Origin of the sequence: Haemophilus parainfluenzae (genome assembly GCF_014931415.1) — a bacterium.
In the GTDB taxonomy this organism is placed as follows: domain Bacteria; phylum Pseudomonadota; class Gammaproteobacteria; order Enterobacterales; family Pasteurellaceae; genus Haemophilus_D; species Haemophilus_D parainfluenzae_AF.
Window position 1 is genome coordinate 830,589 of record NZ_CP063121.1, and the last position, 12,445, is coordinate 843,033.

Consider the following 12,445-nt stretch of genomic DNA (forward strand, 5'->3'; position numbering starts at 1 on the left):
CTAAGCATTTTCAAATGTTATGGTTAAAAAATAGGATAGATATAAATGGAGTGCTTATGACTACGCAAACCCCCTTATTTTCAGGCAGTATTGTTGCTTTAGTGACCCCAATGGATAATCATGGACACATTGATTTTGAAACGCTAGAAAAACTAGTTGAGTTTCATATCAATTCTGGCACAGATGCGATTGTTTCTGTGGGGACAACGGGTGAATCAGCCACTTTAAGCATTGATGAAAATGTACGAGTAATTGAGAAGACGGTTGAGTTCGCAAAAGGTCGTATTCCTATTATTGCAGGGGCGGGAGCAAATGCAACGAGCGAAGCCATTGTGATGACAAAGTTATTACATGATAGCGGTGTAGTGGGTTGCTTATCTGTGGTGCCTTACTACAATAAGCCAACTCAGGAAGGTATGTTCCAACACTTTAAAGCCATTGCAGAATGCACGGATTTACCACAACTTCTTTATAACGTACCAGGTCGTACGGGTAGTGATATGAAACCTGAAACCGTGGCACGCTTAGCAGAAATTGATAACATTGTAGGAATTAAAGAAGCGACGGGAGATGTCTCACGTGTTACTGCAATTAAAGAGCTTGCAGGTAAAGATTTCATTGTGTTAAGTGGTGATGATGCAACAGGACTAGAAGCGATGAAATTAGGCGCAGAGGGAGTTATTTCTGTGACAAATAACCTTGCAGCAAAAGATATGGCTGCAATGTGTCGCTATGCTTTAGCGGGCGATTTTGCGAAAGCGGAAGAAATTAATGCACGTTTAATGCCTTTACATAAAGATTTATTTATTGAATCAAATCCAATCCCGGTTAAATGGTCGGCATATCGTTTAGGTTTAATTAAGACTCCACATTTACGTTTACCTCTTACTGTGTTAAGTGAAAGCGCGCAAGTAAGAGTAGAAGAAGCATTAAAAATTGCTGGCTTAATTTAATAAATTAAAGGGTTGTTTTTACAGCCCTTTAAACTTTCGACTTTTTTATTTGTCAAAGAGCGGTCATTATTTTAATTATTTTTTATTGAAGGATTTAAGGAATGAAAAAAATCGTACTGAGTTTAGTCGCAGCAGCATTATTATCGGCGTGTTCAAACAGCGTAGAAAAAATGCAGACGGCTAATGACACTTATCAAAATTCTGATCGTGAAATACCGAGCTTTTCTCCTTTAGCAAGTGGTGGTGTAACATTGCCGCAAGCCGATCCGACTTATGAACTTCCTCAGCTTAATGCGAAAAAAGAACGCGTGGATATTCGTCCGCCTTCAACCCCATTAGCGATTATCAAAAATTCTTTGACACAATTTGATGGCGAACGTGCATTGATTGTTTATACGGATGCGCAAGCAGAGCTTTATAATCTCAAACAAATTGAGCGTTTATTAAAAGAAGAAGGCACGAATTCAACTTTAAATGGTGCAGTATTAATTAGCGATTGGGCGCCAACAGGTCGTGCAGATGATAAAGCCAATACAGAGATCCGTTATAAAATTGAACAAGTTACGGCGCAAGATGCAAGTGCGTTAGCGGTTTCTGTAGAGCAAATGCGTCGTGATGGTGTGATTTACACACCAAATCAAGCAGATAAACAACGCTATGCATCGGATCGTTTAAATCGTTTTGTTGCTGCGCTTACTAATGCTTATAACAAGCAACAACAAGATTTAAATAATGCTTCTGCAGGACCTTTCCAATCAGGTTTAATTACTGATACGAATGGTAGAATGGCATTAGGTATGGATGCAAGCTTTGGTCAAGCATGGCAACGTTTAGGTTCGGTTTTACCGAAATTAGGCTTTAAAGCTACATCGGAATCTGCTGGCCGTGGCTATCGCGAGTTAAAATATAAACCATTGGATAAACAAGAGTGGCTACGTTTAGGTGTGAATCCGCCTAATTTAGAAAAAGGTGTTTATCAAATGCAAATTTCTGCAGTGGGTAAACAAAGTGCGGTCGTGATCACTGATGAAGATGGCAAGGCATTACCAAATGAAGCGGCTCAATCCTTGTATTCAGCATTAAGTGTATTACTTGCACAATAATATGAGTTGAGAAATAAAAAGTGCGGTTCAATTTGACCGCACTTTTTTTATTGGTAGAGACGTTATTCAGCTTTTACGCCTAAGTTACCAATTTTTACACCAAGATTACCGAGAGAAACCGGATCCAGATAATCCCCTAAGAATTTGAATAACTCACTTAATTCTGTAAATGAGCGTTTGATTTTTACTTGATCTTCTACTTTACGCACAAATTCATAACGCACATTTTCGCCTTCAAAATAAGCCGTGAGCGTGAGATAAATGGTTTCAAAAAAATGGCTTTGAGCCCCTTCTTCACCCGGATCACTGATACGGACATTCCAAGTATTGTTAAATAAAACTTCTGTTTTGATTGACATATAGACTTCCTCTGTTTGTTATTTTTTATACTGAAATTGAAACGAAAAACCCGATGATAAAATTTCTGAAATCAAAAACTTTATCATCGGGCTTTTCAAACCAATTGCTCGCATATTTTGCTTTGCGTTGGTAACTGCCTTTACCTTTACGTTTTTTCTCAACGCGTTGGCGGAATAATTTGTCGTGTAATAGTGCCATCACGGCATTATCTTTCACGACACCTTTGGTGTGTTGATAAATGGGCTGATTTTCAACCGCACTTTTTGTTTTTTTCGTCATATTTACCTCTAAAAAATTGCCGTGAAGTCGTTCACGGCAAGTCATTATAGCGAAAATGAATAGAATTACAAAATGGTGAGTACGCTTTCAGGCGGTCGTCCAATTTTAGCTTTTTCACCTTTTACGACAATCGGGCGTTCTAATAGGGCTGAATTTTCACTGATGGCTTTTAATAAATCATCATTCGTTAATGCAGGATTAGCTAACCCTAATGATTGATAAAGCTCATCTTTGGTACGCATCATTTTTCTGACATCATCTAATCCTAATTTATTAGCCAGTTGCTGCAATGCTTCAACAGAGTAGTGTTGTTGTAAATAAAGTTCAATCGTCGGTTGAATGCCTTTTTCTTCTAATAAAGCTAAGGTTTCACGGCTTTTTGAGCAACGCGGATTATGATAAATCGTCACAGACATAACGTTTCCTTCTATTTTATGTTGAATGAGTGGATATAGGATTGATTTAAATTTTAACTTATAATGACAAAAAATACTTGTTTAGGAAGACTTTATGTTAGAAATGCTAAAAAATTGGTATAGCCGTCGCTTAAGCGATCCGCAGGCGATGGGGCTACTTGCCATTTTGTTGTTTGGCTTTATTGCGATTTATTTCTTTAGTGATTTAATCGCCCCGTTGCTGATTGCCATTGTATTAGCATATTTATTGGAAATGCCAATTAATTTCCTAACGAAAAAATTAAAATTTCCTCGAATGCTCGCCACTCTAGTCATTTTTGGTGGATTTATAACTTTGGCATTATTAATTTTCTTCGGGCTTGTACCTACACTATGGAATCAAACCATTTCTTTGTTAAGTGATTTACCGGCGATGTTCAATAAGTTACATGAATGGTTGTTAGCCCTTCCTGAGCATTATCCTGAACTCATTGACTATACCATGATTGACACCTTTTTCAGTGCTGCTCGAGCGAAGATTTTGGGCTTTGGTGAATCTGCGGTGAAATTGTCGATTACCTCATTAATGAACCTTGTATCACTGGGTATTTATGCGTTTTTAGTGCCATTAATGATGTTCTTTATGCTGAAAGATAAAACTGAGCTTCTTGCTGGCGTGAGCCGATTTTTACCTAAAAATCGTCTTTTAGCCTCTAAAGTATGGAATGAAATGCAGCAACAAATTGCGAATTATATTCATGGTAAGCTGTTGGAAATTTTGATTGTCGGCGTGGTGACTTATATCATCTTTTTAAGCTTTGGTTTGAATTATCCGCTCTTACTTTCTGTTGCCGTTGGGTTGTCTGTATTAGTGCCTTATATCGGCGCGGTATTGGTGACGATTCCTGTTGCGTTAGTGGCGATGTTCCAGTTTGGCATTTCCCCAACGTTTTGGTATTTAATTGTGGCCTTTGCGGTGAGTCAACTTCTAGATGGAAACTTGTTGGTACCGTATTTATTCTCTGAAGTCGTTAATTTACACCCTTTAGTAATCATTATTTCAGTGCTGATTTTTGGCGGATTATGGGGATTCTGGGGAGTATTCTTCGCGATTCCATTGGCAACGCTCGTCAAAGCTGTGATAAATGCATTGCCGGATTAGACAGGATTAAAACGATAAAAAGAAAGCTGACGAAAGTCAGCTTTTTTGTTCTTTTAATTTTTGGATATCCAGAATTTCGACACAATCTGTTGTCCCTGCTTTAATACGCCATTTAATATTAAATTCGTACAGACTAATACCATAAATACGATCGGTTTCTTTACCTTGTTGATAAGCGGGACGGGGATCTTGTGCGATCACTTCCGTAATAAATCTCGCTAAGTGCGGTCGGTTTTTGTGATATTTTTTCACCGCACTTTGGGCGATTTCTGTAAATTCTACGTTTAATTTTACAGGTGGTTTTTCTTGTGCAAAACTTGATTTTGCCTCAGGTTCGCTATCAGCATAGGCAATATAAGGCTTAATATCAAAAATAGGTGTGCCATCGACAAGATCCACGGAGCCCAAATGCAGAAAAACACGCCCATGAATACATTCCACTTGGCGTAATTCAACTTTGGATAAGCCTAGCGGATTTGGGCGATGTGTAGCGCGTGAGGCAAATACGCCGACACGTTGATTGCCTCCTAAACGAGGGGGGCGAACAGTGGATTGCCATTTCCCATGGGGTACTTTGTCGAATTGGAAAATAAGCCAAATATGGCTAAATTGCTCTAAGCCTCGCACCGCCTCTGGCGAATTATAAGGGGGGAGCAGTTCCACAATACCAATGCCATCCTGTACTAAATCTGGTTGGCGTGGCACCGAGAATTTTTCTTTGTAAGGCGTATGAATCACCGCAATTGGGTGAAGAGTCAGTGTTAAATCATTCATAAAAAGGCAATTTCCGTGTAGAATACGCCCTTTATTGTAATCAAAAGTGCGGTCAAAAAAAATGACAAATCATAAATTGAAAATGTGGTGGGAAACCGCTCGCCCAAAAACCTTGCCTTTGGCATTAGCTTCTATTTTTACCGGCTCTGCATTGGCATATTGGGCGGATAAAGAGAGTTTTAATCTCACCGTGATGTTACTTTGCTTACTTACTACCATTTTATTGCAAGTACTTTCTAACTTTGCTAACGATTACGGCGATCATCAAAAAGGGTCAGATACCGAAGAACGTATTGGGCCTTTACGTGGTATTCAGCAAGGTGCAATTTCCGCGAATGAGCTCAAATGGGGCTTAATTTTAATGGCGGTGGGGGCGTTTTTCTCAGGTGCATTCTTAATTGGTATCGCATATCAAAGTCTTACTGATTTATTGGCCTTTGCTGGTTTGGGTATTCTTGCCATTATTGCTGCCATTACTTATACCGTAGGCGCTAAACCTTATGGTTATTTAGGTTTAGGCGATTTGTCTGTTTTGCTCTTTTTTGGACTATTAGGTGTAGGTGGAACTTATTATCTACAAACTCACAGCATTGATAGCTTAATTACTTTACCTGCGCTAGGCTCTGGTTTATTAGCAACAGCCGTTTTAAATATCAATAATTTACGTGATATTGAGCAAGATGCGAAAGTCGGGAAAAATACCTTGGTGGTACGTATTGGTCCGAAGAAGGGACGTGTTTATCACTGTATTTTATTAAGCGTTGCCGCTTTATGTTATGTGTTATTTGCGTCATCAACAGCATTTAGCCCTTGGCATTTCTTATTTTTATTGGCATTTCCATTGTTATTAAAACACGCATTATTTGTTTATCGAAGCAAAGAGCCCGCAGTGTTGCGTCCGATGTTGGCTCAGATGTCTATGATTTCTTTATTTATCAATATCTTGTTTAGTTTAGGCTTGCTTATCGGCTAAATCGGCTTATACTAGAGAAAAAATTTTAACGACAAGGGGTACATTATGTATATCGATACTTCAGAACTTTGTGATATTTATGCTGATCAAGTGGATGTGGTTGAGCCAATTTTTTCTAGCTTTGGTGGCGTCAGCAATTTCTACGGCAAAGTGACGACAGTAAAATGTTTTGAAAATAATGGATTAATTGCCGAGATCCTTGAAGAAAATGGTGAAGGCAGAGTGCTTGTCGTAGATGGTGGTGGTGCAGTTCGCCGTGCTTTAATTGATGCTGAGCTTGCACAACTTGCCGCAGATAATGACTGGGCGGGCATCATTGTTTATGGTGCAGTGCGTCAAATTCAACAACTTGAAAATATTGATATTGGTATTCATGCGCTTGCCCCAATTCCAGTTGGTGCAGATGAAAATAATCATGGTGAAAGTGATCTTCCAGTGAATTTTGGTGGTGTAACATTCTTCCCTGAAGATTATATTTATGCCGATTTAACAGGTATCATTCTTTCACAGGAAGCATTAGATTTAGAAGACGTCGAAGAAGAATAATTTTGAAATTATTGACCTCTTTAAAGTGCGGTTAGAAATAACCGCACTTTTTTTGTTAAAATTTTTTTGAACAAGATCACATTTTAGACATTTGTTAGTTGAAAGTTTGTAACATTCATTTAACATCGAAAATAGTTCATTTGTAATCAGTTTGGAGGGACTCATGAACGAAACAAACACAACTAAAAATTATAAAAGTGGGATTATCTTTCTGCTGGCGATAGCCTGTTTTTTTATTTTATTAAAATCTTTACCTTTCGCACCTAAGGAAAATGCTGGTTTAGCATTATTAGCCTTTGTGGCGATTCTTTGGTTAACTGAGGCGTTACATGTCACCGTGACCGCTCTTTTGGTGCCATTACTTGCAATTGCTCTTGATTTGGTGACAACCAAACAAGCTTTAGTGGCGTTTGCTGATCCAACCATTTTCTTATTCTTTGGTGGTTTTGCTTTAGCGACAGCTTTGCACATACAAAAACTCGATAAAATGATTGCCAATAAAATCATGGCAATGGCACGTGGTAATTTGTTTGTCGCTGTGATGTATCTTTTTGCTATTACTGCTTTCCTTTCCATGTGGATGAGTAACACAGCAACAGCTGCCATGATGTTACCTTTAGCGATGGGGATCTTAAGCAAACTTGATAAAGAAAAAGAACATAATACTTATGTCTTCGTCTTATTAGGGATTGCGTATAGTGCAAGTATTGGTGGTATGGGAACATTAGTAGGTAGCCCACCAAATGCTATCGTTGCAAGTAACTTACATTTAACTTTCTCTGATTGGTTATGGTATGGTTTACCAATTATGCTCATTTTGATGCCGTTGATGATTGGTACACTTTTCATTGTCTTTAAACCAAGACTTCATTTACATTTTGAACAAAACTTTGAACGTATTGAAATGAATGGCCAACGTGTTTTAACGCTTGTGATTTTTGGTCTCATTGCGCTTTGTTGGGTATTTAGTAGTTATATTAATCCAATCATTTCAGGTGTATTTGGTCTTGCTAAAAATATCGGTAGTTTTGATAGCGTTGTCGCATTGCTTGCTGCTGTCATTATTTGTTCAACTGGTGTGGCAAATTGGAAACAAATCCAAGAAAGCACGGACTGGGGTGTATTAATGCTTTTCGGTGGTGGCTTAACTTTAAGCGCCGTGTTAAAAGATTCTGGTGCAAGTAAAGTATTAGCTGACGGTATTGTATTCTTAGTTCAAGGACAACATTACTATCTCATTGGTTTATTGGTCGCAACCTTCATTATTTTCTTAACTGAATTTACGTCCAATACTGCGAGTGCAGCATTATTAGTGCCAATCTTTATTTCTATCGCGCAATCTCTTGGTATGCCAGAAATTGGTCTTGCCTTAATCATCGGTTTAGGTGCTTCTTGTGCCTTTATGTTACCAGTGGCGACACCGCCAAATGCAATCGTATTTGGTACGGGACATGTTCGTCAGAGTGATATGGTGAAAGCTGGGTTTATCTTAAATATTGTGTGTATACTCGTTATCGCGACAATAGGATATTATTTCTGGTTGAATTAATCGTATAAAAGAAAAGGGCGCGTTGGATATCTTCAACACGCCCTTTTATTATTCCAAATAAAGATTATTCATCTTTATTTGATTTATCCTCTTCTTCTACTTCAATCTCAACGTCATCTGCTTTGTCTGCAGCACCGTTAATCGTTAAGCAAACTTCGCTAGAAATTAAATGCTCTAAGATTGTTGCTAGTTCGTGTAATTTTTCTTTATCATCATCGAAATAACCTTCTTCTTTTAAGTTAGCAATGAAGGCCGAGAAGACTGCTTTATCAAAGAACTCTGGTGCGTTAATACCGTGTAATACAGAAAGACGCTGTGCCACCAATTGGCTTTCTTTTTCTAATAAGCCACGAGCAATTCCAGGATCTTTACGTAAAATACTCACTGTGATGTAGTAACGTTGTAAGATTTCACGCATACCAGCAGACCAAAGTTGTAAAATACGAACTTTAGCGCGGTGAATCGATAAGAAATTATCATTGGCTTGGATAACATCCTGACGCGCAAATTCATCAATAATGGCTTCAATTTGTGTATTTAATTCTTCTTCATTGAAATGAAGGAAGAGTTCGCCTTTTAAGAATGGATAAATTTTACGAACCGCATCCAATAATAAATCTTTTTGAATCGCTTCATAATGTAAAACGATACTCGCAACAAGTGAAGGCAACACAAATAAGTGTTGAATATTATTGCGGTAATACGTCATAAGAACAGCCGAATTACGTTCTAAACGAATAATTTCCCCAAAGTTATCTTTTTCAACTAATACACCTACGCGATCTAAGCTTAATACGTGGTCAAGCATTGCTTTTGGTGTATCGGTTGGGATTACCACATCAGTAGAATATGGGACATTTTTCAACATCTCTTGATAACTAGAGAGTTGTTCTAATAGTTGTTCATGAGAAAGCGCACGCTGACGGGAAGATAGGAGTGCAGTCCCCACTAAATTCATCGCATTAACGGCTGCCGCTTTATTGATATTTACCATGACTTGATTAGAAACCGACCCAACCGCATGGTTAAACCAGTGAGGTTTATCTTCATGATGTTGTTCTTTCCATTCTGGATAATGGTGATTGAGGTAATTGGAAAGTGTGATTGGCTCACCGAAATTCACAAAGCCTTGACCTAAATTACGTAATTTTTTAATTACACGTAAAACTAAGCCGGCATTTTCTTTTTCTTTTGCAGCACCACGTAATTCTTTCGCGTAAGTATCTACTTCTAATACGTGCTCATAACCAATATACACGGGTACCACAGAAATTGGACGCGTTTGGTTATGTTGAAGTGCTTGTAGTGTCATTGACATCATACCGGTTTTCGGTGCAAGCAAGCGGCCTGTACGAGAACGACCACCTTCAATAAAGTATTCGACGGAGTAACCGCGGTGGAATAATTCCCCTAAATACTCACGGAAAATTGCAGAGTAAAGGCGGTTACCTTTAAACGTACGGCGAATAAAGAATGCCCCCCAGCTACGGAATAAAGGACCCGCTGGCCAGAAGTTTAAGTTGATTCCTGCTGCAATGTGTGGTGGTACAAGACCTTGGTGATAGAGCACATAAGAAAGTAACAAATAGTCAATGTGACTACGGTGACAAGGCACATAAACAATCTCATGTCCTTCTAATGCTAATTTACGCACGCGGTCCGCATTTTGTACATCAATACCGGAATATAGCTTGTTCCATAACCAACGTAAGAAACGATCCGCCGCACGAAGACTTGAATGGCTTACATTAGCCGCAATTTCATGAAGAATTTTTTCGGCTTCAGCATAGGCTTTCTCACGGCTGATATTTTTTGATTTTGCCTCATCTTCAATCGCATTTTGAATTGCTTGAGAATTTAAGAGTTTATTAAACATCGCTTCGCGGTTTGGCAAACGAGGTCCAGTCGCGGAAATGCGTTGTTTAGCAAAGTGCATTTTAGCCACGCGAGCCAGTTTTTGTGCAATTTTTTCATCTGAACCGTGCTCATTTACCATGTAACGCAAAGAAAGTGCCTGAGAAAAACGCACAAAAGTATCACGTCCAAACCAAATTGCCGCAAAGGTTTTTTGAAGACCATTTAATAAGCGAAGATTAGGTAAGCTTGCTTTATCTTCTTTACCTGGTGAACGCCCCCAAAGCACAGAAACCGGAATCAGTTGTACATCTAAATCAGCAACATCACGGTGCAACTCTAAATATTTATTGAAGACTTTGACAGTTTCATCTTTTGCGCCTTTTGATTTAAAAAAGCGGCGACCTTCGTCTAAATAGACATAACGTGGTAATGCTACGCCATCAATCACATTCTTTTCAGCTGGATCAGGTAAACCGACGCTCAAACAGTTACGACGGAAAATCACGAAGTCAGTTTGAGAGGTATAAGGTAAAACGTAAAGAATGGGTTGATTGATATTGAGTTGAAGCTCTTCGATGGGTTGAGCGGGAATAGGATTATTTTTTACTAGAACCGAAAGCGGTAATTCTAATAATTTACGATAAGTACTTACGATGCCAGACATAATTAATATTCTCTTTTTGTTAGACATTTCCAGGTATTGTCTGGCATTTTAACACATTCGACCAGTCAAATTCTAAAAATTTACATTTGAGATTTATGATGAACACGCAAAAATATGAAAAAATTGACCGCACTTTTATCGCTAGAAAATAGTTGTTGCAATCGCCATCTTTCTGTATATACTAACAGTTATTCTGTATAAAGTAACAGGAGTGTATATGAGACCATTAACAGCCAGACAACAAGAGGTTCTGGAACTCTTAAAACGCCATTTAGAAACCACGGGTATGCCGCCAACTCGTGCAGAAATTTCTCGTGAATTAGGCTTTAAATCCCCTAATGCGGCGGAAGAACATTTAAAAGCGCTTGCTCGGAAAGGTGCAATTGAAATTGTTGCGGGGGCTTCTCGCGGTATTCGAATTATTGATGACAGTGCAAATGATGAGGAAGAAGAAGGTTTACCACTCATTGGTCGCGTGGCCGCAGGGGAACCAATTTTAGCCGAGCAACATATTGAAGGTACCTACCGTGTTGATGCTAATATGTTTAAGCCACAAGCTGACTTTTTATTAAAAGTATACGGTCAATCCATGAAAGATATCGGCATTTTAGATGGCGATCTTCTTGCGGTTCATAGTACAAAAGATGTACGTAATGGACAGATTGTTGTCGCACGAATTGAAGATGAAGTGACAGTAAAACGCTTAGAACGCAAAGGTTCCGTTATTTATTTGCATGCAGAAAACGAAGAGTTCCAACCAATTGTGGTGAATCTTGAAGAACAGCCTCATTTTGAAATTGAAGGTATTGCAGTAGGGATTATCCGCAATAACGCTTGGATGTAATGATGAAAGTGCGGTGATAAAATAAAGTGTTTTTTGACCGCACTTTGTCTATTCTGGCTATTTGCCATTCGGCTTATTGCTCTCTATAATGCCAAAAAATTTTCAAATCAAGGAAGGAAACATGCAGTTTTCCAAAATGCATGGCCTTGGCAATGACTTTGTCGTTGTTGATGCTGTGACGCAAAATGCCTATTTTACCCCTGAAACCATTAAACGCTTAGCTGATCGTCATCGTGGCATTGGTTTTGATCAGCTTTTAATTGTTGAGCCACCTTATGATCCAGATTTAGATTTCCATTACCGTATTTTTAATGCAGATGGCAGTGAAGTATCGCAATGTGGAAACGGGGCAAGATGTTTTGCGCGTTTTGTGACTTTAAAAGGGCTGACCAATAAAAAGGATATTGCAGTAAGCACACAAAAAGGAAAAATGGTTTTAACGGTAAAAGAAGATGGGCAAATTCGCGTCAATATGGGCGAGCCGATTTGGGAGCCGAATAAAATACCTTTTACTGCAAACAAATTTGAAAAAAACTATATTCTACGTACCGATGTTCAAACGGTGCTTTGTGGTGCAGTATCAATGGGTAATCCGCATTGTGTTGTTCAAGTGGACAATATTGAAACGGCTAATGTAGCAGAATTAGGTCCATTATTAGAGAATCACGAACGTTTTCCAGAAAGGGTAAATGCTGGATTTATGCAAGTCGTCAACCGTAACCACATTAAGTTGCGTGTATATGAACGTGGTGCTGGTGAAACACAAGCTTGTGGCAGTGGGGCGTGTGCAGCGGCAGCTGTTGGGATTATGCAAGGTTTACTTGATAAAAAAGTGCAAGTTGATTTACCCGGTGGTAGCTTGCTTATTGAGTGGGAAGGCGTAGGTTCACCGCTTTATATGACTGGCGATGCGACTCATATCTATGATGGCAACATTCACCTTTAATCTTTTCTAATCTGAAGAAAAAATGCGTGGAAGATTATCC

13 protein-coding genes are annotated in these 12,445 nt (G+C 38.8%); 8 read left to right on the forward strand and 5 right to left on the reverse strand.

Annotation, left to right across the window (positions count from 1 at the left end; translation table 11 throughout):
* Nucleotides 1-56: 56 nt before the first annotated feature.
* A complete protein-coding gene (gene dapA, locus INP93_RS04095) occupies nt 57-953 on the forward strand; it encodes a 4-hydroxy-tetrahydrodipicolinate synthase (protein WP_178164328.1) in 897 nt (298 codons plus the stop codon).
* A gap of 101 nt (nt 954-1,054) precedes the next feature.
* Nucleotides 1,055-2,056 carry an NlpB/DapX family lipoprotein gene (gene bamC, locus INP93_RS04100; protein ID WP_049373582.1) on the forward strand — a complete coding sequence of 334 codons (1,002 nt, stop codon included), beginning with the start codon at nt 1,055-1,057 and terminating at the stop codon, nt 2,054-2,056.
* A 62-nt stretch (nt 2,057-2,118) separates the two neighbouring features.
* On the opposite strand, the gene INP93_RS04105 is transcribed toward bamC, so the two are convergent.
* The 3 genes from INP93_RS04105 to arsC all read right to left on the reverse strand — a co-directional run bounded on the left by INP93_RS04105 (nt 2,119) and on the right by arsC (nt 3,111).
* The gene (locus INP93_RS04105) at nt 2,119-2,415 is read right to left on the reverse strand and encodes a DUF5377 family protein (RefSeq protein WP_049365297.1); all 297 of its coding nucleotides are present in this window, start codon (nt 2,413-2,415) and stop codon (nt 2,119-2,121) included.
* Between the two features lie 25 nt (nt 2,416-2,440).
* Nucleotides 2,441-2,695: an alternative ribosome-rescue factor A gene (locus INP93_RS04110; RefSeq protein ID WP_014064744.1), complete on the reverse strand. Its 255-nt coding sequence runs from the start codon at nt 2,693-2,695 to the stop codon at nt 2,441-2,443.
* A 65-nt stretch (nt 2,696-2,760) separates the two neighbouring features.
* Nucleotides 2,761-3,111: an arsenate reductase (glutaredoxin) gene (gene arsC, locus INP93_RS04115; RefSeq protein WP_049373584.1), complete on the reverse strand. Its 351-nt coding sequence runs from the start codon at nt 3,109-3,111 to the stop codon at nt 2,761-2,763.
* Between the two features lie 94 nt (nt 3,112-3,205).
* On the opposite strand from arsC, the gene INP93_RS04120 reads away from it, so the two are divergent.
* Nucleotides 3,206-4,252, forward strand: coding sequence for an AI-2E family transporter (locus INP93_RS04120; RefSeq protein WP_049373586.1), 1,047 nt, complete (start codon nt 3,206-3,208; stop codon nt 4,250-4,252).
* Between the two features lie 36 nt (nt 4,253-4,288).
* Here the strand turns inward: INP93_RS04120 and tsaA are convergent, their stop codons facing one another.
* Nucleotides 4,289-5,026 carry a tRNA (N6-threonylcarbamoyladenosine(37)-N6)-methyltransferase TrmO gene (tsaA, locus tag INP93_RS04125; RefSeq protein WP_197545212.1) on the reverse strand — a complete coding sequence of 246 codons (738 nt, stop codon included), beginning with the start codon at nt 5,024-5,026 and terminating at the stop codon, nt 4,289-4,291.
* A 61-nt stretch (nt 5,027-5,087) separates the two neighbouring features.
* On the opposite strand from tsaA, the gene INP93_RS04130 reads away from it, so the two are divergent.
* From INP93_RS04130 to INP93_RS04140, 3 genes are all read left to right on the forward strand, one after another.
* On the forward strand, nt 5,088-5,999 hold the full coding sequence (locus INP93_RS04130) for a 1,4-dihydroxy-2-naphthoate polyprenyltransferase (protein ID WP_197545213.1): 912 nt from the start codon (nt 5,088-5,090) through the stop codon (nt 5,997-5,999).
* 45 nt (nt 6,000-6,044) lie between these two features.
* On the forward strand, nt 6,045-6,545 hold the full coding sequence (gene rraA / locus INP93_RS04135; protein ID WP_049368652.1) for a ribonuclease E activity regulator RraA: 501 nt from the start codon (nt 6,045-6,047) through the stop codon (nt 6,543-6,545).
* A 163-nt stretch (nt 6,546-6,708) separates the two neighbouring features.
* A complete protein-coding gene (locus INP93_RS04140) occupies nt 6,709-8,094 on the forward strand; it encodes a DASS family sodium-coupled anion symporter (protein WP_197545214.1) in 1,386 nt (461 codons plus the stop codon).
* 64 nt (nt 8,095-8,158) lie between these two features.
* On the opposite strand, the gene plsB is transcribed toward INP93_RS04140, so the two are convergent.
* Nucleotides 8,159-10,615 carry a glycerol-3-phosphate 1-O-acyltransferase PlsB gene (plsB, locus tag INP93_RS04145; protein WP_197545215.1) on the reverse strand — a complete coding sequence of 819 codons (2,457 nt, stop codon included), beginning with the start codon at nt 10,613-10,615 and terminating at the stop codon, nt 8,159-8,161.
* 217 nt (nt 10,616-10,832) lie between these two features.
* Here plsB and lexA point away from each other — a divergent pair, with 217 nt between their 5' ends.
* Nucleotides 10,833-11,459 (forward strand): transcriptional repressor LexA, encoded by a 627-nt coding sequence (lexA, locus tag INP93_RS04150; protein ID WP_005698192.1) that lies wholly within the window; start codon nt 10,833-10,835, stop codon nt 11,457-11,459.
* A 121-nt stretch (nt 11,460-11,580) separates the two neighbouring features.
* Entirely contained in the window at nt 11,581-12,405 is an 825-nt protein-coding gene (gene dapF, locus INP93_RS04155; protein WP_197545216.1) for a diaminopimelate epimerase, read from the forward strand.
* Nucleotides 12,406-12,445: the final 40 nt, after the last annotated feature.

Bases quoted from the DNA above. Each gene is read 5' to 3' on its own strand.
- rraA (WP_049368652.1), top strand. From the start codon at position 6,045: ATGTATATCGATACTTCAGAACTTTGTGATATTTATGCTGATCAAGTG.
- INP93_RS04130 (WP_197545213.1), top strand. From the start codon at position 5,088: ATGACAAATCATAAATTGAAAATGTGGTGGGAAACCGCTCGCCCAAAA.
- dapA (WP_178164328.1), top strand. From the start codon at position 57: ATGACTACGCAAACCCCCTTATTTTCAGGCAGTATTGTTGCTTTAGTG.
- INP93_RS04105 (WP_049365297.1), bottom strand. From the start codon at position 2,415: ATGTCAATCAAAACAGAAGTTTTATTTAACAATACTTGGAATGTCCGT.
- INP93_RS04110 (WP_014064744.1), bottom strand. From the start codon at position 2,695: ATGACGAAAAAAACAAAAAGTGCGGTTGAAAATCAGCCCATTTATCAA.
- arsC (WP_049373584.1), bottom strand. From the start codon at position 3,111: ATGTCTGTGACGATTTATCATAATCCGCGTTGCTCAAAAAGCCGTGAA.
- plsB (WP_197545215.1), bottom strand. From the start codon at position 10,615: ATGTCTGGCATCGTAAGTACTTATCGTAAATTATTAGAATTACCGCTT.
- dapF (WP_197545216.1), top strand. From the start codon at position 11,581: ATGCAGTTTTCCAAAATGCATGGCCTTGGCAATGACTTTGTCGTTGTT.
- INP93_RS04120 (WP_049373586.1), top strand. From the start codon at position 3,206: ATGTTAGAAATGCTAAAAAATTGGTATAGCCGTCGCTTAAGCGATCCG.
- INP93_RS04140 (WP_197545214.1), top strand. From the start codon at position 6,709: ATGAACGAAACAAACACAACTAAAAATTATAAAAGTGGGATTATCTTT.
- lexA (WP_005698192.1), top strand. From the start codon at position 10,833: ATGAGACCATTAACAGCCAGACAACAAGAGGTTCTGGAACTCTTAAAA.
- bamC (WP_049373582.1), top strand. From the start codon at position 1,055: ATGAAAAAAATCGTACTGAGTTTAGTCGCAGCAGCATTATTATCGGCG.
- tsaA (WP_197545212.1), bottom strand. From the start codon at position 5,026: ATGAATGATTTAACACTGACTCTTCACCCAATTGCGGTGATTCATACG.